We start from the raw sequence: 19,821 nt of genomic DNA, 5'->3' as shown, positions 1-19,821 counted from the left end.
TGTCCAACCGCTGCGCCCGGCTGTCTTCTCCGATCACGCCAGCATTCCAACTGTTGACACCGACTATTTGTGCGAGGTCGAAAATTCGACTGGACCGAAGCGCGATTGAGGCCGTCAAAGAGACCAACAAAGCCGGCTATTTTGCATTTGTGATTACCCACAGTCGAGCATAGCGATGGGTTTCCATGAGAAGACCGACATACATCGGCTGCACGATTGGATGGCGGGTGAACCAGAGGCGCAGGGTGCACGCATCGGTGCTTTCGAATATGGTCCGTCTCATCCCTACGGATGCATCGAGCGGTACCTGCGTGTCAGTGAACGCCGCATGGCGCAGCCTGGCATGACCATCGACCTTCTGAACAAATTTCCAGGCGACGCGAGCGGAGGGCCCTCGACCTTCGAAGCTGCGCATGCAGCAGGTCTTCCAGGCCGCGACGGAATTCTGCGGGATTTCATCCTGCCGCTGCTGCGGAATGGATAGCGGCGTGGCAAAAGCTCCTAGCTTCATTCTCGCAACGGAATACTATCCGCCCGACCCGAGCACGACAGCGATCTATCTCGGTGCGATCGCCAATGCGATCGCACTCGACATGCACACGGTTGTCCTGTCGGGGACATACGGCTCTGCAAAGCAGAACTCCGGCAGCGACACGCCCGATGTGGTCGAGATCGCAAATTGGAGACCTCCCAAACAGGCTCTCGTCAGGCGCCTCATCGCGAGTTCCGCGTTAGCGATACGTTTGTTCTGGGGCGTCTATAGACGCGCAACGCCGGGTGACGTTGTGATGTCGGTCACCAGCCCCTTTACACTACCCTACGCGATTACACTTGCAGCAAGGCTTCGGGGCGCTAGGACGGCACTCCTGATCTACGATCTCTACCCGGAGGCTCTGATGGCTGCCGGCCTGGCGCGTCCGACATCGCTCGTCACACGCCTCTTGCGTATGGCCAATGGCTGGCTGTTTAGATCCTTGGACGCAATCTTCGTCATAGGCCGTGACGTCCCTCCGCTGCTGCTGCGTTATCAACACGTGCTTGCAGATACCATCCATTTCGTGCCCAACTGGACATTGCTGCCGATCGGGTTCCGTGAGCCTAATGACGCCAGCGATTTCAGGAACCCCTTCTCGGCTTCGTTTATCGTCGGGCTCTGCGGAAATCTCGGTTTCACGCATGCGCCTCGCACCGTGTTTGAAGCCGCACGGCTTCTCCAGCATGAGAGGCACATACACTTCGTCCTGTCCGGCTGGGGCATGGGCTGGAACGAACTGAAAGCCCTTCACGCCTCGGAAAATCTGAAAAACGTAACCTTGCTGGATCCGGTGCCCGAGGAACAGCTTGCTGAATTCCTTGCGATGGCCGACGTCTGGATCATCCCTTACCGGCGAAATGTCGCCGGGGTCTCGATCCCAAGCCGGCTCTACAATCTCCTCGCCGTCGGGCGGGCCGTCATCGTTGGAACGGAACCGAATTCGGAAGCCGGGCTTGCCGTTGCTGAGGAGGACATTGGTTGGGTCGTCCCCCCGGAGGATCCGATCAATTTGGCGCAGGCGATCTCGGCTGCCGCATCTGATCGTGCGGAGACGCTCGAGCGCGGCCGCAAGGCGGCCGTCGTTGCGCTGAAGTACAGCCAGCAATCATCGACTCAGCGCTACCGTGACATCGTGCAGCGCTTGCGCGAGAGCAACGACTAGAAGTTCTTGATCAGCCTGATGACCTCTTCCTGTTGCTCGCGCGTGATTTCCGCAAACATTGGCAGCGAAAGAATCTTGTTCTGATCGTCAAAGGCCATCGGAAACTGTTCAGGCTTGTGTCCAAGTCGCGAATAGGCAGGAAGCAATGGCAGGGCCGTCGGGTAGTTGATCGCCGTCTGCACCCCATTCTCGGCCAGATACGCCGCGAGAGCGTCGCGCTTCCGGTGCTTGATCGTATAGAGATGATAAACATGAGTGCGGTCGGGCGCTACGCGAGGCACCTCCACGCCTTCGAGTTGATTAAGGCCGGCATCATAGACTGCCGCAGCATCCTGGCGCGCCTTGGTCCAGGCCTGCAAATGCCTGAGCTTTGCCGACAGGATCGCCGCTTGCATTCCGTCGAGCCGGCTATTGATGCCTTCGATCAGATGCTTGTGCTTCACAAGGCCACCATGGCGAGCCAGCATGGTCATGTGCTCGGCGAGCGCAGCGTCACCAGTCACGACCGCACCGGCATCGCCGAAAGCGCCCAGATTCTTGCCGGGATAGAATGAATAGGTCGCGGCCACCCCGAACGTCCCGACCGGCTGATCCTTGTACTGCGCCAAATGCGCCTGGGCGCAGTCCTCGATGACCCAGAGGCCGTGTTTGCGCGCGATGACCATGATCGCCTCCATGTCGGCCGGCTGGCCGAAAAGGTGCACCGGGATGATGCCGACGGTCCTCGGAGTGATCGCCGCTTCGATCGCCGCAGGATCGATCGTGAACGTCTCGCCATCGGTGTCGCAGAACACGACCTGCGCGCCGGCATGAGTGATCATCGCGGACGTCGATATCCAGGAATGCGCCGTCGTGATGACCTCGTCGCCCGGCTTGACCTTCAGCGCCGCCATCGCGAGGTAGAGCGCGTCGGTGCCGTTCGCACAGGACACACAGTGCTCGACACTCGCGGCGGTCGCGAACTCTCGTTCGAAGGCATCGACATAAGGCCCCCGAATGAAGGCGCTGTCGCGGACGACCGCCGCGATCGCGTCATCGATCTCATCCTTGATTGACTGATATTGGAGCCCGAGATCCGCGTAAGGTACCGGCATGATTGCTATTCCCTAGGTCTTGCTCTTGAGGCGGCGGGCAGGATTTCCGGCGTAACTGCCGGACTCGGTAATGTCTTTTGTGACCACTGAGCCGGCTCCAATCACGACGTCGTCCACAATTGATACCGGCATGATGGTGGCGTTCGAGCCGATCGAAACCCGATTGCCGATTTTCGTCGAGCGCCACAATTCCCGACGTCCGCGCGCTGGCCCGCCGGTCGCAAACGTGTCGTTGATGAACATAACGCCGTGCCCGACGAAGCAATCTTCCCCAATCGATACCAATTCGCAGATGAACGCATGCGATTGCACTCGCGTGCGAGCGCCGACAACGACGCCGGCCTGGATTTCGGTGAAGGGGCCGATGAAACAATCATCGGCGATCTCGCAGCCATAGAGATTGCAAGGTTCGACCATTTTGACGCGCTGACCGAATTTGACATCGCGCACGCCGACCTGGTGAACTTGCGGCTGGCCGCTCACGAGAGCACTCCGAGCTTGCTCCGCCGCGGCTCGAAGCGAAGCGCTACTTCCTGCCCAGTCTCGATCGACTCGTAGAGAGCAGATATCAGCTCAAGGCTCTTGCGGCCTTGCAGACCGTCGACCAGTGCGGCGCGCTGATTCAACAAGCAATCAACGACGTGCTGGTAATAGGCATGGTGGCCGAAGCCGTAGACGTTGGGCGGATTGACCGAGAATTTCTCGATTACGACCTGATCGCTCGGCAGCGGATCGACGAAATTCCAGTGCCTGATCTGATTGACCGCGAAGCCCGCGATCTCGACCGTTCCCTTCTCACCCAGGATCGAGAGCGAGCCTTCGAGATCCTTTGGACGAACCGCCGTGGTCGCCTCGATGATGCCGAGCGCGCCGTTCCGGAATTTCAGCGTCGCCACCGCCGTATCTTCGGTCTCGACCTTCACGAGCGCGGTGGTTGCCCGGGCGTGGACGCTCACCACGTCGCCGAAGAACCATTCCAGCATGTCGATGTGATGACTAGCTTGGTTCGTCAGCACACCGCCGTCATAGGCCCAGGTGCCGCGCCAGGCGTCCTGATCGTAATAGGACTGGTCTCGGGACCAGCGCACCCGCACGGTGCCGAGGACAAGCCGCCCGAATCTTCCGGCGTCCAGCGCCTCGCGCGCCTTGACGACCGGAACGTTGAAACGATTCTGCTTCACCACGAACAGCTTCACGCCAGCCTCATCGCAGGAGCGGATCATGTCGTCGGCATCCTGAAGCCGAAGCGCCATCGGCTTTTCGACCACGACGTGCTTGCCCGCCCGCGCGCAGGCGATCGCGTGCTCCGGGTGCATGCCGCTCGGCGTCAGAACCGCGACGGCGTCCATGTCGGAACGCGCGAGAAATTCGTTCAGATCGTCATGGGCCGGGACCGAGAACTTCGTGGCGACGGCATCCGCGCGTGCCTTGACCTTGTCGCAGACCGCCACGAGGCGCGCGCCTTCGATTTGACCACTCCCCAACAACTCCGAGTGACGCTTCGAGATACGTCCGCAACCGAGCAGGCCAAATCTGATCATTCAGGTCATCCTCACGATCGGCACTGCCGCACGAAATATTCGTCCTGACCGCGCGCTGAAGTAAAAGCCTATATTCGAAAATTCCGTTATCAATCAAGCCAATAATGCACCTGCTCTGAATTGCCGGCTGTGCAAAACGAGCTCCGGAAGACCTCAGGCCGCCACCGCCGGCGGGGTCGCGAAGGCGCCAAGTGCCTAACCGCGCTTCCTAACCGGAGCCGGAACTCCAGGTCGGCGGCCGACCACAGATTGGCTCGGCTATCTGTGGCCACGCCGCACCTTCCATGATACGGAGCACGCGATACTCTGCAGGACGCAACCCCACCGATGAAAAGCACCGACGTTTCAGCGCCGTCGCTGTCGGATGTCCGATACCGACTGACCATCCTGATCGTGTGCCACGTCGCGGCTTGCTGGGTTTCCCTGATTTTCGTGGGTGAATACTATCGGCGCCTTCTGCCCCTGGCGGAGAGCAGCCTACCTCGCGCGCTAACCGCGGCAGCCGTGGCCGCGCCATTTGCCGTGTTTTCGGTTCTGTTCGTAAGGCAGCGCTTCAGCTTCGGGTATGCACTCGGCTTTTATCTCTTCACGCTGATCCTGAGCTATCTTTGGCTGATCGAGTTCTCGACATTTCACTACGATCATCGCACAGCCGCAATTTCAGCCTTTGTGTCCGGGGCCGCATTTCTCATTCCCGCGCTGCTCCTCGATCGCCCGGCTTTTCCCTGGCGATTGAAATTAACGGCCCGGCAATTCGACACTCTTCTATGGGGCATTCTAGCGATATCGACCGTTGTTCTCGCGATCGGGGCGACCTTCAACCGGCAGCTGGTCAATCCGCTTGATATCTACCAGTATCGTGAGCAAATCACGCTTCCTAGGCCCCTTCTGTACGCCATCGGCATCGTTTGCGGAGCCCTGTTGCCGTTTGCCTATGCCAGCTTCTATGAGACGAAGCGGTACGCATATGCAGCGATCTGCCTGCTGGTTCTTGGGCTGTTTTATCCGATCACGCTGACGAAACTCGCGCTGCTCGCGCCGGGCTGGCTGCTGTTTCTCACGCTCCTGTCGATCTATTTCGAGTCGCGAACCGCGACCGTTCTCTCGCTTCTCCTGCCGGTGTCCGCGGGATTGATTTTGGTGCTGGCGCACAAGCTTAGGCTGCTGGCGGAGTACCCTTTCCTAATTTATTTCGGCACCGTCAATTTTCGTATGATCGGAATGCCCGCGAGCGCCCTCGACTTTTACAACGATTTTTTCTCAACCCACGAGCTGACGCGCTTTTGCCAGATCGGCGTGATCAAGATGCTCATATCATGCCCGTACACGGATCAGCTTTCCATCTACATGCAGGATAGCTATCGCCTGGGTTTCTTCAACGCCTCGCTGTTTGCGACGGAGGGTATCGCGTCGGTCGGCACCCTCCTCGCGCCTGTCGCGGCTCTCGTATGTGGGCTGGTGATCAGCCTCGCGAACCGCGCTTCCGCCGAACTCCCAGAACGTTTCGTGCTGGTGTCAGGCGGATTGCAGCTCCATATTTTCCTGAACGTGCCCTTCACCATCGCGCTCGTGACCAATGGCGCAGCAGTCCTTTTTCTACTCTGGTACATTGCACCGCGCGCTGTACTGCAAAATGCCGGGCCGACATCCTCTCAGGGCCACGACGACGATGACAATTTCTGATCAGTTCAACACGTCGCAGGCACCCTTACTTGCACTTCTTGCGATTCACACGGTCGCCTGCTGTGTCTCGCTCGCGGTAGTCTTGCAGCTGTACGGCTATCTCCACCTCTTCAGCTGGAACGTCTCTCACATCGGCCATGCAGTGCTTCTCGCACTTCCTGTTGTCGCTGTGGGATGCATGATGGCCTTCGCAAGATTCAGCTTTGGCTATCTGCTCTCGTTCTACGTTTACACAGCGGTTCTCGGTTACGTTTGCCTCACTCCTTTTTCGAAGTTGGAATACGATCACAGCCTGCCTGTCTTTTCGGCGATCATCTCTGCCGCAGCATTTCTGGTCCCCACCCTCTTTCTCAGATGGCCGATCAAGCCGAGACACACGATCTCTGTAAAAACTCTGCGTCTCCTCATCGCTGCGATTGCCGCCGTAACCCTGGCGATCGTCGCCACTGGCGTCTTCTACAATTTCAAACTGGTGGGGTTTACCGACATCTATCAATTCCGGGACGAATTGAGATTTCCGCCCCTCCTTCAATACGCCATGGGAATTGCGTTAGGAGCGCTGCTCCCGTTCGCCTTTGCCTGCTGCATCGAAATGCGGGCCCGCACCGCCGCGGTAGCGATACTGCTCCTCTTCGTAGCCCTTTATCCGGTGACGCTGACCAAGACAGCCCTGTTTGCACCGGCTTGGCTCGGTCTCCTGTGGTTCATCTCCACCCGCCTCGAGCCAAGAGTTGCAGTCATCGTGTCACTGCTCGGTCCGATAGCGCTGGGAGTCGTCCTGGCAATACTGTCCGAGTACGGACCGGTTCCGCGGTCGATTTACCTGAACTACTTCGGAACGATCAATTTCCGAATGATCGCCTATCCATCGATCGCACTCGACGTCTACAACGACTTCTTCTCGCGACATGACCTCACGCACTTCTGTCAGATCTCGGTGATCAAGCGTCTGGTCACCTGCCCATACAGCGAGCAACTCTCTCTGGTCATTGCGAAGAGTTACCCGGCGGGTAATCTCAATGCATCTTTTCTCGCGACCGAAGGGGTCGCATCAGTCGGCAGCATTCTGGCACCGGCGAGCGCGCTTCTCGCCGGACTCATTCTCTCGATTGGGAATCACCTCTCGGAGGGCCTGCCGCCCCGGTTCATCATCCTGTCGAGCGCGATGGTGACGCAGATATTCCTCAACGTACCGCTTTCCGTCTTGATGATAACGAACGGCGCCGCCATCTTGTTTTTGCTCTGGTATGTTCTGCCGCGACACGCTTTCGCGGATCTGCAGCACCGATCAACGTCGTGAGGACTGGAGTTCGATGCGCACGCTCGTCCTGAACGCCGACTATCCGCGGTTCCTCGCGTGGCTATATGGTCGTCACCCCGGACTGGATACGGCCAGTTACGCCGAACAGATGGCCGCGCGAAACGCGAGCCTGTTCGGCGTCGCGGATTTCTATTCGCGCAATTTCACGGCATTGGGCCACCAGGCCGCCGACGTCCACGTCAACAATCTGTCCCTGCAATCGGCCTGGGCGCGAGAGCACGGAATGACGCTCGGCACGGACGCCGGTCTTGGCGCCAGCAGGAAGCAGCGGCTACCTGGCTGGCTCCAGCGTACCATCGCGCCGCTGAAGCCGGCGCTGCGGCCGTGGGCCCGACGGCTCGGCCTCAGCCCGCGGTTGAGCGAGCAGGCCGAACGCGTCGTGCTCGCGCAGATCGAGGATTTCAAGCCGGAGCTCATCCTCAACCAGGACGTCTTCTACGTCAGCACCGGACTGGTGCGACGCATGAGGGATCTGGGCGTGCGCGTCGTGATCGGACAGGTCGGCATCGAGCCGACCAAGGGAGAGGACTGGAACGCGTACGACCTGATGCTCTCGCAGCTGCCCAGGGTTGTCGGGTCGTTTCGGGCGGCCGGCGTTCGCGCGGAGGTCTGCCACCTTGCCTTCGAGCCGGCCGTCCTGGATGCGCTGTCTTTGGCGCCCACTCCTGACATCGATGTCTCCTTCGTCGGTTCGGTATCGGAGGATCACCGGGACCGGATCGCGCTTTTGGAATTCGTCGCAGAGCGCCACGACCTCAAGCTATGGGGCAACATTCCGAACTCGCTCCCCGTGACTTCTCCGCTTCGCCGATGCTTTCAGGGCGAAGTATGGGGTTCCGAAATGTACGATGTGCTGCGACGATCGCGGATCAGCCTGAATTCCCACATCGACATGGCCGGCGAGGAGGCCGGCAACATGCGGCTGTTCGAAGCCACCGGCGTCGGCTCTTTTCTGCTGACCGACTTCAAGCGAAATCTGCACACTCTCTTCGAACCGGAGCGGGACGTGGCGGTTTGGCGGTCGCGTGAGGAATGTTCCGCGGCCATCGAGCGTTACCTCGGGGACAACGAGAAGCGCATGGAGATTGCCGCGAACGGGCAGAAGCAGACGCTGGCGAAGCACACGTTCCGCGGGCGCGTCGAGGAAATTCTCCGCTTCATTCAGTAAACGCGGTAAAATCCGAAAAGCGGGCATTACTCTTGACGATTTCGGGGAAAATGGCCAAAGTCGCCGGCACAAACGCTAACGCGTTGTAATATAATCGTATTCTGGAAAAACGGCAGATGGAACACGTCGAACACGTCCGATTCGGCGACCAGCTCTATGCAATCATCGTGCGCGCTTCGTTTCGCGAGGCGGGCATCCATTTCTTCTCGACGCCCGAACTGTCGCAGCAGCTCGCGTTCATGAGCCATCCAGAGGGTAAGAGCATCGCGCCGCATCGCCACAACAAGGTGACGCGCGAGGTGCATTACACGCAGGAAGTCCTGCTGATCCAGAGGGGCAAGCTCCAGGTCGACTTCTACACCGTGAGCGAAGACTATCTCGAGAGCCGCGTTCTGTGTGCTGGCGACATCATTCTCTTGTGCAGCGGCGCACATGGTTTTCATGTGCTCGAGCCCGTCGAGATGTTCGAGGTCAAGCAGGGCCCCTATTCCGGTGAGAACGACAAGACCAGGTTCGACGAAGTCGACGCGTCGCAAATTCGGATCAAGGGCCCGGGCCTGTGACCGGCTTCATCCCCGTCAATACCCCGCTGCTGGACGGCAACGAAGCCGAATATCTGGCTGAATGCGTTCGTACCGGCTGGATCTCGTCGGAAGGCCCGTTCATCAAGCGTTTCGAGCAGGAGATGGCTCGCGTCGCAGGTCGGCGCCATGGCGTTGCCGTGACCAACGGCTCTGTCGCGCTCGACATCGCAGTCCATGCCCTCGGGCTCGAACCCGGCGATGAAGTCATCATCCCGACCTTCACGATCATCAGTTGCGCCGCCGCCGTGGTCCGCGCCGGCCTCGTCCCTGTCGGGGTGGACTGCGATTCTGCGACATGGAACATGACCGTCGAAGGCGTGGAAGCTGCGCTCACGCCGCGCACCCGCGCGATCATGCTGGTCCACATCTACGGCCTGCCGGTCGATCTCGAACCGATCCTAGCGCTCGCCCGCAAGCACAACTTGGAGGTCATCGAGGACGCCGCCGAGATGCACGGCCAGACCTATCGCGGTGCGCCCTGCGGCAGCTTCGGCGCTGTCTCGACCTTCAGCTTTTATCCGAACAAGCACGTCACGACCGGTGAAGGCGGCATGATCCTCACCGACGACGACGCGCTGGCTGACAGGCTGCAAAGCGTGCGCAACCTCTGCTTCCAGCCGCAGCAGCGCTTCATCCACGAAGAGCTCGGCTGGAACGCGCGCATGACCAACCTGCAGGCCGCGCTCGGCGTCGCACAGATCGAACAGCTGCCCCGCACGGTCGAACTCAAGCGCAGGCTCGGCAGGCTGTATGACGAGCATCTCGAGGGCGTGGCTGGTATCCGCCGTCCCGTGGCCCGCACCAATTATGCTGACAACATCTACTGGGTCTACGCCATCGTCCTTGACGACGACGTTCCGTTCGACGGCACGGAGGCGATGCGGCGTCTGGGCGAGAAGGGCATCGGCACGCGGCCGTTCTTCTGGTGCATGCACGAGCAGCCGGTGCTGCGCCGGATGGGCTTCATGCTCGACGAGTCGCACCCGGTCGCCGAACGCATCGCCCGCCGCGGCTTCTATCTGCCGAGCGGGCTGGCGTTGACCGAGGACGAGATCGCCCGGTCAGCGAACGCGCTGAAGGAGATTTTGGCGTGACCGTGTTTGCGGACTATGCCCCCTGGTACGATCTTGTGTACCAGGACAAGGATTACGCGTCCGAAGCGGATTTCGTCGAACGGCGCCTGCGCGGCCACGCTGTGACATCAGGCAAGCTTCTCGATCTTGGCTGCGGCACGGGCCTGCATGCGATCGAATTTGCCCGGCGCGGCTGGAACGTTGCCGGTGTCGATCTCAGCGAGGAAATGGTCGCCAGGGCAAGGACCCGTGCGGCCGATGCCGGGTTGCCCGTTCCCTTCCGCCAGGGCGATGCCTGCGAGATCGGCCCGGAGCGCGACTGCGATGCGGTCGTGTCGCTGTTTCACGTGGCGAGCTACCAGCGCGATCTCGCAAGACTCGAGGCGCTGTTCAGAACGGCCCACGCGGCGCTCAAGCCGGGTGGGGTCTATCTCTTCGACTACTGGTATGGCGGCGCCGTGCTGGCGCAAGGCGTCGAGACCCGGGTCAAGGTGATCGAGCGCAAGCCACTGCGGCTGACCCGCATTGCGCAATCGGACCATGATGAGGCCGACGCCACGGTCTTCGTGAACTACACCTTGTTCTGCGAGGACACCGACCGCTCGATCATCCGTCGCGTCGACGAGACGCACCGCATGCGCTACTGGTTTCCGTTCGAGATCGAAGCGTCCCTCAGGGCCAGCGGATTTGAGCCGGATGGCAACTACGCCTGGCTCACCGAAGACACGCCGAACTCCAAGACCTGGGCCGCCTATTCGATCGCCAGAAAGAGACTGTCGCCGTGAGACCGTTGCGACTGGCGGTGATGCTGGAGCAGGCCCTCGAGGTCGGCGGCGGGTTTCAGCAGCCGCTGAACGACGTCCTCTGGCTTCGCGACTGGGCCGCCAAGTCCAACAATGAGATTGTCGTCTACTCGCCCTATCCGAAAACCCAGGAAATCCTGAAGGAGTTCGGTATCAAGGCACGCCTGCTGAAATTCGGCATGCTCGATTACGCCTTCCTCTTCCTTAAATATTGCAAGCCGTTTGACCTCGTGCAGCTTGGGCTGGAGCTGAAGTCACCCTTCGAGCGCGCTCTGATCCGTGACGGCATCGACGTCGTGCATTTCACGTCGACCTCGAAGCGGCATCTGCTGCTTTATCAGCTTCCCTTCATCATCACGATCTTTGATGGCTGCCATCGTGACGCTCCAGAATTCCCGGAAGTGCGCGCTTTCGGAGAGTTCGAGCGACGCGAAATCCTGTTCGGCCTCGGCAGCATGAAGGCGGTGCTTGTGCTGGTCAATGCACCGGAACTGGTCGAGGATCTCTCGCGGCGCTATGCCGTCGAGAGATCGCGCATGGTCTCGATCCCGTTCTCCCCTTCGATCTATGTCTCATCGGCCGGTAGCACCGACAGCGGCGCCGACGACGCCGTGCTGAAAAAGTATCGGCTCGAACGCGACTATCTGTTCTACCCGGCTCAGTTCTGGCCACACAAGAACCATCTCACGCTGCTGTCGGCTCTTGCGAGGCTTCGCGAGCAGGGCCGGACTGAGCGGCTGGTGCTGTGCGGATCGGATCGTGGCGGCCGCGAAAAGATCGACGCGGCGATCGCCGCCTACGGGCTTGCCGGCCAGGTCACGATACTGGGCTTCGTGGAGTCCTCCGAGCTTGCCGCCCTTTATCGGGGCGCGGCGGCCCTCGTCATGCCCAGCTATTTCGGTCCGACCAACTTGCCCCCGCTCGAGGCGTGGGCCGTAGGAACGCCCGTGATCTATCCCGAGGCGTTCAAGGCACAGGCAGGCGATGCCGCGATCCTGTTCGACTATGACGATCCGGATTCGCTGGCGAACGCGATCATCAGCTTGCGGACCGAAGGAACGTCCTTGCGGCTGCGCAAGGCGGGTGAGCGGCGGCTGCAGCAGCTCGCCAGCGAGACCGAGCTCGGTCAACAGCATTTCGGGCAGCAGATGGACCGCCTCAAGCATCGCCTTGCGCTGATGCCCCGCTGATAACAGTCAATGCGGAATGCTCGCGATGAGCTTGTTCCGGATGCCGTTTCTTGCCAAGGGAGAGCAGATCAGCGCCATGCCGGCGAGCCACACGGTGCATTGCAGGACCAGACCGATAAATCCGGTTGCGGGCACCACATAGCGCGCAAGCATCCCCATCCCCAATCCCGCAGCGACGACCGCCAGCATCATTCCGAACAGAAGCACCGCATGTCGAAGCGGGTGCTGCAGTGTCTGGACGAGCAGAAGCGAGAACAGGACCCCCAGCTGACCCACCGTATCGCCGGACGTTAGGCTGATCGCGGCCCCCAGCGGGCCAAGCGCCGGAATCAGGAACGCCGCAAGGCCGAAGAAGATCGCAATCTGAAGTGACTTGGTCCACAGCAGCAGCGTGCCCCTGTTGCTGTAGCTTGCGTAGCTCATGGCGAATGTTGCCGGCGTGACGAGGCAGGTGCCGCCGATCAGCACGATGGCCAGTGTCGCATCATATGGAATAGCGCCCGCAGTCCAGAGCTCGAAGAACTCGCGCCAGAACGACAACAGGCCACCCGTGATCAGGCTGACCGTGAAGGTCACGATGAATAGCCCTCGCGCATACAGGGCCCGCAGGCTGTCCCGCGCCCCCACGGCGTGGTCGTGGCCGAGCTCCGCCGCAATCGGCAGCGAGAATTGGTAGCAGAGGCCGCGCAGGAAATTCGCGACGGTCCTGGTGAGCACCCATTGGGCGATCGCCGCCCGGTCGGACACGAGGGCTCCGACGAGAAGCACCGAAAGGTACGACATTCCGACCTCGGCAAAATTCATGACGCCGAACGGAAATGCACCGGCGAATTGTGCCCTCGCCCACCTCCAGGAGACACGCCGCGGCAGCCCGCTGAGAAACGGGAATTGCCGTCTCAGGTCGGAGAAGAGGATGAACGCGGAGACGCCGACCTGCCCCGCAACGAACGCGAGTGCCATGACCAGCAGATTGCCTGTCAGGAAGACCGCGATCACCTGCGCGAGCTGGCCAAGACCCGTCCCCCACGCCTGCACAGCGACGACGCGGCCGTACAGACCGCGGGCCCGGAAGAGAGAGCTGGCAAGGTTCACCGGCAGCGTGGTCGCAAGACCAAGCGTCACGATGGCGAATGTCAGGTCGAAGCCAGGCTCGTTGCGAAACCCGAGGACGCCGGCGGGATTCACCAGCACCAGCAGGATGCCGATAATGGCGATCAGGCCCGCGACGACGCCAATGAACAGCAGCAGGACACCGGCGAAGTAGCGGCGCGTGCGACGATCGGCGTCTGCTTGCGACTTGAACGAGAGAAAACGATTCAGGCTCCACGCATGGAGGCCGGGGTCGGCAGCCTGCACCAGGCTCCCCGCGGCGAAGATCGTGAGCCACGCCGAGAGCGTTTCATGCCCCAGATACCTCAAAAAGAACGGAATGAGAACGATCTGCTGCGTGAGCGCGAGCAGAACGATCATCGAATTCGCCGACCACCCACCCAGGATGCGGCGAACGCGGCTTGGGCCGGATTGCGTCACGACGTGCACGAGCGAGGCAGTTCGATCTGCTGGAAATGGCACGTCTGGCCAATCACTGTCCCGCTCCGAATATGCCGCTGTTCCATCGCCGGGTTAGCCTTAGTATTCCGCTCGTCCGCGCACAAGCAATCAGATTCCGGCTTGGACGAACGTTGCGGAATTGGGTAGTGACACGCGCTCCATCGGGATGACAGAGGGCCGAACGTTGTCGAAGATCCTTGCGCGAGTGGGCCACCGGGACATCACGCCGCGCGACCGCCCGGTCCGGCTTGCGGGCTATCCATCCCGAACCGCCCTCTGCGCCGACATTCTCGATCCCATCGAGGTCGGAGCAATCTTGTTCGAGGGTCCTGGCCGTCGAGCCCTTCTTCTTTCCTTCGACCTGCTACAGGTCGGCTCGGAGCTTCAGAATCTCGTGGTCAGCAAGCTCGAGAAGCGCGGCTTCGGCCGCGACGAGATCGTTCTGCAAGCGACCCACACACATGGCGCTCCCGCGACCGACAAGGCCTGCGCAGCGCTCGGCGTTCCGGACGAGCGGTATGTTGCAGAGCTTGGCGATGCCGTCGACGAACTTGTCGGACAAGTCCAGAGACAGGAGCCTGCGGAAGTCTCGTTCGAAATCTTCGAGGGCCAGCTCCGGCACGCGATCAACCGCCGGCGCTACTGGCCGTTCCCGACGATCGGCAGAATGCACGGCTTCAATCTGACTAGCATCGCCTTCTCGCCGAACCCGAAGGGGCCGAAGAACGAGCTCGCGACCGTTCTGCTCATGCGGGACGTCCGCGACGATCGGCCCATTGCACTGCTCTGGCATTACACCTGTCACCCGACGGCAGTCATCCCGACCGATGCGATCAGCGCCGACTTTCCCGGCAAGGTTCGCGAACGGCTTCGCCAGCGGCTCGGCTCCATCCCGTGTCTGTTCCTGACGGGATTCTGCGGCAACATCAGACCGCATATCGTGCCCGCACCGCGCGCAATTCCCCTTCGCGAGCACTTCCAGCGATTGGTGCGAATTGTGTTCTTCGGAAACCTGTTCCCGTCCCTGTCCGTGGATGACTGGCGTCGCTGGAGCGACAGCCTCGCGAGCGAGCTGGACGAGATCGCGCAGCGGCCAGCGGCAAGAAAGTTCAACCCGCAGCAGCTGCGGGTCGGTTCAGCCAGCATCCCGCTGGACAACTTCTTTCACGGTAAGGCGCCGCCCAAGCCCCTCTGCGCGCAGGTTCTGGGATTCGATGACGCGCTTGAGATCGTCGGCCTGTCGGCCGAACCGTCGGTCGAGTGGGAGACCGAGATCGGGAAAGCCATGCCCAAGCCACCGGGATGCATCCGCCTTTACGCAGGTTATCTCGGATCGCTTTGCGGCTATCTCCCCACGGCCGCACAGGTCCCCGAAGGCGGCTATGAGGTCGAGGGCTTTCAATCCCTCTTCGGATTTTCCGGCCATTTCGATGCCGGCCAGATCGGCCCCGCGGTCTTATCCTGCGTGCAGAGTGCATTCGAAGCAGCGCGCGACGGTCTTCGCCGCGCCAGCTGACCCAAGCCCACGATCAGGACGTCGTCGCGCGGCCGGACGGACCTCTAAACCGGAACAAATTCGCGGGAAGCACCTTCGCTCTCGATCAGCTCGACGACAACGAACTCCTTGGTCAGAAAAAACTGCACCGGGGCGCCGTCGAAGGCTATCGCGGGTTTTGCCGCACCCGTTGGCGTCGCACCGCGCGCACGGAAATAGTCGGCGGCGACCGCCAGATTCCCGACCCGATAGGCGACCTGATTGATCACGCCCCTGCCGGACGCCGCGATCTTCGCCACCGGAGAATTGTCCCCGAACGGCGCAATGAGCTCAAACATCACGCCACCGGCGTCGCGCAGAAACTGGACCGAAACGCCAAGCACGTGATCGTCATAGACCTTGGTGGCCGCGACTATCGGCAGCAGAGAGCAGACATTGGCAAAGCCGGACTTCACGTCCCGCACGACCAGGCCGACATGGTCGAAGATCAATTCTGGGCGCGCGGGAGACGACATCAGTCCGGTCTTGCAATGATGCAGGCGGAGATCGTCAGCTTGTGCTTCCGCGCCTGCTCCATCGTGTGGTTCGTCATCGGGAAGAACTCCGCGCGTTCAATCTCGAAACCGGCCGCACGAACCGCCTCGACCGCGTCTTCCGGCGAGCGCAACAGATACAGGTGGTCGGGCGCTGGGCTGTTGATCGGAACATTCACGAACAGTCGGCCGCTCGGCTTGAGCAGCGACCGCAACTTGACCAGGGCACCCTTGGGATCTTCCAGATGTTCGAGAACCTCCGAGAAGGTGAGGCAATCGAACTTCGCGCTATCGTCCGGCACCGCGTACAGATCCTGTAGAACGAGCTCGGGCTTCTTGCCCGACATGCCCATGACCGTCAGCGCATCCCAGGTCTGGCCGATGCTCGCCTTGCTGACGTCCCAGCCCTTCACACTGCCGGACCGCTCGTCCTTGAGCGCCTGATAGAGCAGCAGCCCGTGCCCCGGACCGATCTCAAGATAGTCGTAATTGGCAGGTGCCTGCTTCAGAAACACGTTGCGATAGAACTGATAGCAAGCCGTGTGGTTCGACCAGTAGATCTGGGTCAACAGCAGGCCATCCATGTAGTGGCCCATATATTCGGTATCGCTATAGACGAGGCGATTGGCTTCCTCGAACGTCTGGAGCCTGTATCGCCCCTTCCGCCGGAAGAAGATCTCCTCTTCCCGAACGATCTTGCAGATGAAATCGTATCCGTCGCAAATCTCGCCAAGGCGCGAACGGGCGATCTGTCGAATCTGGCTGGCCAGCTCCTCGAGCGTGGTGAAGTCCTCGGCCGACGCATGCGAGAACCGCGTCTCGAGATAGGCACGATGCGCCGGCGTCCGCTCATACTGAATCCGCATCAGTGCGGCGAGCTGCGGAAAACGCTGTTCATCGATCAGGCTTGATGCCGTGCTCAAGATATTCTCCCTCAATGCGCGCCAACGGCATCGCGAATGCGGATGGGCGGCTTCTTGTCCTGATAAGTTCTCACCGAGAGCTCCCAGGTGGTCTCGCCACCGGGACGCTCGCCGGTCAGCTCGAATCCCAGATTGCGGTAGTGATCGGCGACCATCATGTTCTTCTTGCTCGGGATGTAGATGCCGCGCACGACCCCCTTGCCCAGCTCCCGTGCACGCGCAACCAGCAAATCCAATGTCGCCTCGGGGACGCCACGTCCAAGGACGCGGCACGACATCAACCAGGTATCGATCTCGATCGCATCGGTGCCGACGTCCGCGATGACGACGCCAATCATGCCGTTGTCACCAAACGTGTCGCTGAGCCGCATCTGCATGGTGATGCGGCGCGGATCGGTCTCGGCGGACGCGACATCAGCCTCCGAATAGCGCCGGGTCGTCAGGTTGAACTGGTTGGATTTGGAGATCAATTGCGCGATCCGCTTGCGCCCGATCGCATCAAACGGGTTGACCTGCAATTCCATATCGAGCGACTGGAGATAGTCCTCCTGACGCGCGAACGACTTCAGCTGGGCCGTGCGACGGGCATCGGCCCGGTAATATGCCGCCCGGTCACGATCCTCGGCCGTAAATCCCGTGGCCTCGAAGTAGCAAGCGGACTGGAACACCGGGAGCCACTCCGTCACATCCTTGGGCACTTCGGGCACGGCGACCTGAGGCAGGGCAAAGCGGATTTGGGCACGTTCCGCGGGATTGTCGTCCAGGAAGACAAAGCTATCGAGACCAAGGCTCAGAATCTCGGACAACGCCTGTAGATTGGCCGCCTTGTCGGCCCAGTTGATCTGGAAAACGGCGATGTCTTCCTCGACCAGCACCATCTCCGGATGCGTGCGGAAAGCATCCAGGGCAACGCTCTCCTCGTTCTTGGAGGACACGCAGAGCACGATGCCGCGGTCACGCAATTCCTTCGCCATGGCCTGGAGCGCGCAGTGAGCCTCCCCAACCGGACTTCCAGGGCCGAGCAGCAGATTCTCCTTGCCGTCGTCGCCGACGATCCCGCCCCACATGGTGTTGTCGAGATCGAGCACGAGAACCCGGCGCGACTTGCCGAATTTCAGCGCGACCAACCTGACCAGGTGCTCGGCATAGAGCGGCGCATTCTCTGGCGCGAACGGATACTTGGCCAGTGCCCAGTGCCGTGCGGAGTGCCAATTGTCCTGCCCGGTCCTTTCGGACAGCATTGCAACGTCGAGCAAAAGGTCGCCGCTGGACCTCACGAACTCGGACAATCCAGCATTCACCCGGCCGACGAGGTCAACGTGCGAGCCCGGTATCAGCCGGTCGACATGCAGCCTGACGTGCGCGGGATCCGGCGTCAAAGTCTGAAAGATAACGGGCCTCTTGAGCGACGAACCGATGCGCTTGCGGATGGCACGCAGGCGATCGAGCGCCCGGTCCGCGATTGCCGCGGCGGCCTCGGGATTCCCGGGCGCCGGCCGCAGGCCGAACGCATGCACGTCCATCGCAAGAACGACGATATCGGGACCGAACGCGACGATGCCGTCACGATCGCGCTCCAGCAAGACCTCAGGATCTTCGTATTCCGAGATCATGACATCGACACGCAGACCATGCCGGAGCCCGGTGCCGATCAGCGTCTCTCTTATATGCCGCGCGGTCGAATTCGAGAGCAACAGAACGCGGACGGCTTGCAGGCCGTTCTGTCCCGTCGAATCCTGAACGCCGGAGAGGCCCATTGCGAGCCGCCGCAAGCCGCCTGCATCCCATTCGTACTGCGCCAGGCGAATCAGCTCGGCGACACTGCTGCCGCTAAGGCCGCGGGTTCGCTCGATGTCACCTGCCGTGGGCTGTGGCAACCACCTCATCATCGGCTTGATCACGGCAGGCTCGCTCGCACTGAGAAGAACTGGCTAACGTCACGCGGCGATCATCGAGATCAAATCGCCCACCGAGCGAATGTTCTCGATCTGCGCAGCCTCGAACTCTTGATCGAACTCTCTTTCAACCGCGGCGACAATGCGAATTGTCGCAAGGCTATCCCATCCGTCCACGTCGTCAGGGGTGGACTGCGGCGAAATCTGCAAATTCGGGAGATCGAGTTCCTCCCGGAAAATTGCCTGCAATCGGCCAATGACGTCTGCCTGCTTATCCACTGATCAAGCCCTTCGAGGTTGAGAAACGCCTTCATATACTTCGGTCCGCTCCGCTTCAACCGGAGTTTTCTCCTTTAATTTCAACGCAATAGCATCACGCAAGAAAGCGCCTGTGCAAAGGCAAGCGGTACATGCTGATACCACGCCGTCCGAGGGAAACACCGGTCATGATCGCGTTGCGGGCCGGAATCGACCACATCCACAAGTTCGACAGGCGAAATTCAATGTACTGATCGCGAGGATAATGGCCGCCGAGCCAAGCCGCGTCGAATGCGCCGTTTCGGTTGAGATAGGTGTGCGTCCCTTCCTGGCCGTCGCGGGTGCGCCAGCGATACGTGGTCGTGCCGTGAAAAACCGCTGCGAAATCCGGGCTCTCGTGACGAAGGATGCTCTCGACGGCGTGCAGCGGCGTCAAGGTCGTCAGAAATCTTCCGACCCCCAGCCCCACACAGATGGCATCGAGCTCCATCAGTCTCTGATAGGGGGATTCGGGATCCCACGGCGTTTCCGTGGTCTGGTGGTCCCTGACCAGAAACTCCGCCTGCGGCCCCAACGCAATGACGGAGGACGAGTTGTGAATGCTGCGCTTGACGCCGCGGTAGCGCCTGAATGTCTCGGCGATGAGTCCCGTGGACACGGGTTCCCTGTGGATTTCCAGAATCCTGCGATCATCGACAACGAGAGGAATCGCGGACATCACCAGCGTTCCATCAGGGCCGATCAGTTCGAGCAGCAAATCGATCACCGACGACGGTTTGCCGGGAAAATTGTAGAATTCGTTCCAGGAAGATTGCACCCACACGGTGGCGCCAGCCTTGATACCCAGCCTCTCGAAGGCCGACCGCAATTCGGGAACCGAGATCGGATCCTTGAAGAACCTCTTTTCGAGGGCAAGCCTGCGAAGCCGGACGTAAGACCGCAGGTCCTGTCGGCCCAATATCCGCCGCAAGCTGGAAATTACGAATTGGCGAACTGAGGCTGACATCTCTAG

At 60.8% G+C, this 19,821-nt stretch carries 20 protein-coding genes; 10 read left to right on the top strand and 10 right to left on the bottom strand.

Annotation, left to right across the window (positions count from 1 at the left end; all coding sequences use genetic code 11):
- Nucleotides 1–175: 175 nt before the first annotated feature.
- Nucleotides 176–484 carry a hypothetical protein gene (locus GDN70_RS34920; protein WP_049806485.1) on the top strand — a complete coding sequence of 103 codons (309 nt, stop codon included), beginning with the start codon at nt 176–178 and terminating at the stop codon, nt 482–484.
- Nucleotides 414–1,697: a glycosyltransferase family 4 protein gene (locus GDN70_RS13540; protein ID WP_083859272.1), complete on the top strand. Its 1,284-nt coding sequence runs from the start codon at nt 414–416 to the stop codon at nt 1,695–1,697. Before GDN70_RS34920 ends, GDN70_RS13540 begins: the two co-directional genes overlap by 71 nt.
- Here the strand turns inward: GDN70_RS13540 and GDN70_RS13535 are convergent.
- The 3 genes from GDN70_RS13535 to GDN70_RS13525 are packed head-to-tail and all read right to left on the bottom strand — an operon-like array spanning nt 1,694 to nt 4,332.
- Nucleotides 1,694–2,791: a DegT/DnrJ/EryC1/StrS aminotransferase family protein gene (locus tag GDN70_RS13535; RefSeq protein WP_152102654.1), complete on the bottom strand. Its 1,098-nt coding sequence runs from the start codon at nt 2,789–2,791 to the stop codon at nt 1,694–1,696. The genes GDN70_RS13540 and GDN70_RS13535 overlap by 4 nt on opposite strands.
- A gap of 12 nt (nt 2,792–2,803) precedes the next feature.
- Nucleotides 2,804–3,274: an acyltransferase gene (locus GDN70_RS13530; protein ID WP_038947267.1), complete on the bottom strand. Its 471-nt coding sequence runs from the start codon at nt 3,272–3,274 to the stop codon at nt 2,804–2,806.
- Nucleotides 3,271–4,332, bottom strand: a complete 1,062-nt coding sequence (locus GDN70_RS13525; RefSeq protein WP_038947266.1) for a Gfo/Idh/MocA family protein — start codon at nt 4,330–4,332, stop codon at nt 3,271–3,273. The genes GDN70_RS13530 and GDN70_RS13525 overlap by 4 nt, the downstream gene beginning before the upstream one ends.
- 327 nt (nt 4,333–4,659) lie before the next feature.
- On the opposite strand from GDN70_RS13525, the gene GDN70_RS13520 reads away from it, so the two are divergent.
- The 7 genes from GDN70_RS13520 to GDN70_RS13490 all read left to right on the top strand — a co-directional run bounded on the left by GDN70_RS13520 (nt 4,660) and on the right by GDN70_RS13490 (nt 12,154).
- Complete coding sequence (locus tag GDN70_RS13520) at nt 4,660–6,015, top strand: hypothetical protein (protein ID WP_063712056.1); 1,356 nt, start codon at nt 4,660–4,662, stop codon at nt 6,013–6,015.
- The gene (locus GDN70_RS13515) at nt 6,002–7,315 is read left to right on the top strand and encodes a hypothetical protein (protein WP_038947264.1); all 1,314 of its coding nucleotides are present in this window, start codon (nt 6,002–6,004) and stop codon (nt 7,313–7,315) included. The genes GDN70_RS13520 and GDN70_RS13515 overlap by 14 nt, the downstream gene beginning before the upstream one ends.
- Nucleotides 7,316–7,328: 13 nt before the next feature.
- Nucleotides 7,329–8,504 carry a glycosyltransferase gene (locus tag GDN70_RS13510; protein WP_152102653.1) on the top strand — a complete coding sequence of 392 codons (1,176 nt, stop codon included), beginning with the start codon at nt 7,329–7,331 and terminating at the stop codon, nt 8,502–8,504.
- A 116-nt stretch (nt 8,505–8,620) separates the two neighbouring features.
- Nucleotides 8,621–9,067, top strand: coding sequence for a hypothetical protein (locus GDN70_RS13505; RefSeq protein WP_038947262.1), 447 nt, complete (start codon nt 8,621–8,623; stop codon nt 9,065–9,067).
- Complete coding sequence (locus GDN70_RS13500) at nt 9,064–10,182, top strand: DegT/DnrJ/EryC1/StrS aminotransferase family protein (RefSeq protein WP_038947261.1); 1,119 nt, start codon at nt 9,064–9,066, stop codon at nt 10,180–10,182. Before GDN70_RS13505 ends, GDN70_RS13500 begins: the two co-directional genes overlap by 4 nt.
- Complete coding sequence (locus tag GDN70_RS13495) at nt 10,179–10,946, top strand: class I SAM-dependent methyltransferase (protein WP_038947260.1); 768 nt, start codon at nt 10,179–10,181, stop codon at nt 10,944–10,946. The genes GDN70_RS13500 and GDN70_RS13495 overlap by 4 nt, the downstream gene beginning before the upstream one ends.
- The gene (locus GDN70_RS13490) at nt 10,943–12,154 is read left to right on the top strand and encodes a glycosyltransferase family 1 protein (protein ID WP_038947259.1); all 1,212 of its coding nucleotides are present in this window, start codon (nt 10,943–10,945) and stop codon (nt 12,152–12,154) included. The genes GDN70_RS13495 and GDN70_RS13490 overlap by 4 nt, the downstream gene beginning before the upstream one ends.
- A 6-nt stretch (nt 12,155–12,160) precedes the next feature.
- Here GDN70_RS13490 and GDN70_RS13485 read toward each other — a convergent pair whose 3' ends face one another.
- A complete protein-coding gene (locus tag GDN70_RS13485) occupies nt 12,161–13,624 on the bottom strand; it encodes a hypothetical protein (RefSeq protein WP_038947257.1) in 1,464 nt (487 codons plus the stop codon).
- Nucleotides 13,625–14,069: 445 nt separating this feature from the next.
- Nucleotides 14,070–14,378, bottom strand: a complete 309-nt coding sequence (locus GDN70_RS35410; protein WP_157158038.1) for a hypothetical protein — start codon at nt 14,376–14,378, stop codon at nt 14,070–14,072.
- Here GDN70_RS35410 and GDN70_RS35405 point away from each other — a divergent pair.
- Entirely contained in the window at nt 14,373–15,221 is an 849-nt protein-coding gene (locus tag GDN70_RS35405; protein ID WP_157158037.1) for a hypothetical protein, read from the top strand. The genes GDN70_RS35410 and GDN70_RS35405 overlap by 6 nt on opposite strands.
- A gap of 44 nt (nt 15,222–15,265) precedes the next feature.
- On the opposite strand, the gene GDN70_RS13475 is transcribed toward GDN70_RS35405, so the two are convergent.
- The 5 genes from GDN70_RS13475 to GDN70_RS13455 all read right to left on the bottom strand — a co-directional run bounded on the left by GDN70_RS13475 (nt 15,266) and on the right by GDN70_RS13455 (nt 19,815).
- Nucleotides 15,266–15,691: a VOC family protein gene (locus GDN70_RS13475; RefSeq protein ID WP_038947255.1), complete on the bottom strand. Its 426-nt coding sequence runs from the start codon at nt 15,689–15,691 to the stop codon at nt 15,266–15,268.
- A gap of 23 nt (nt 15,692–15,714) precedes the next feature.
- Nucleotides 15,715–16,656, bottom strand: a complete 942-nt coding sequence (locus GDN70_RS13470; protein ID WP_152102652.1) for a bifunctional 2-polyprenyl-6-hydroxyphenol methylase/3-demethylubiquinol 3-O-methyltransferase UbiG — start codon at nt 16,654–16,656, stop codon at nt 15,715–15,717.
- An 11-nt stretch (nt 16,657–16,667) separates the two neighbouring features.
- Entirely contained in the window at nt 16,668–18,545 is a 1,878-nt protein-coding gene (locus GDN70_RS13465) for an HAD family hydrolase (protein WP_152102651.1), read from the bottom strand.
- 48 nt (nt 18,546–18,593) lie between these two features.
- Nucleotides 18,594–18,830 carry an acyl carrier protein gene (locus tag GDN70_RS13460; RefSeq protein ID WP_038947252.1) on the bottom strand — a complete coding sequence of 79 codons (237 nt, stop codon included), beginning with the start codon at nt 18,828–18,830 and terminating at the stop codon, nt 18,594–18,596.
- A 94-nt stretch (nt 18,831–18,924) separates the two neighbouring features.
- The gene (locus tag GDN70_RS13455) at nt 18,925–19,815 is read right to left on the bottom strand and encodes an AAC(3) family N-acetyltransferase (protein ID WP_083859271.1); all 891 of its coding nucleotides are present in this window, start codon (nt 19,813–19,815) and stop codon (nt 18,925–18,927) included.
- Between the last annotated feature and the right edge of the window lie 6 nt (nt 19,816–19,821).

The sequence above is a fragment of the Bradyrhizobium sp. TM102 genome (assembly GCF_009176685.1).
GTDB classification, from domain to species: domain Bacteria; phylum Pseudomonadota; class Alphaproteobacteria; order Rhizobiales; family Xanthobacteraceae; genus Bradyrhizobium; species Bradyrhizobium ottawaense.
Note: the sequence above shows the minus strand (reverse complement) of the source record. Positions and strands in the feature narration are given on the sequence as shown.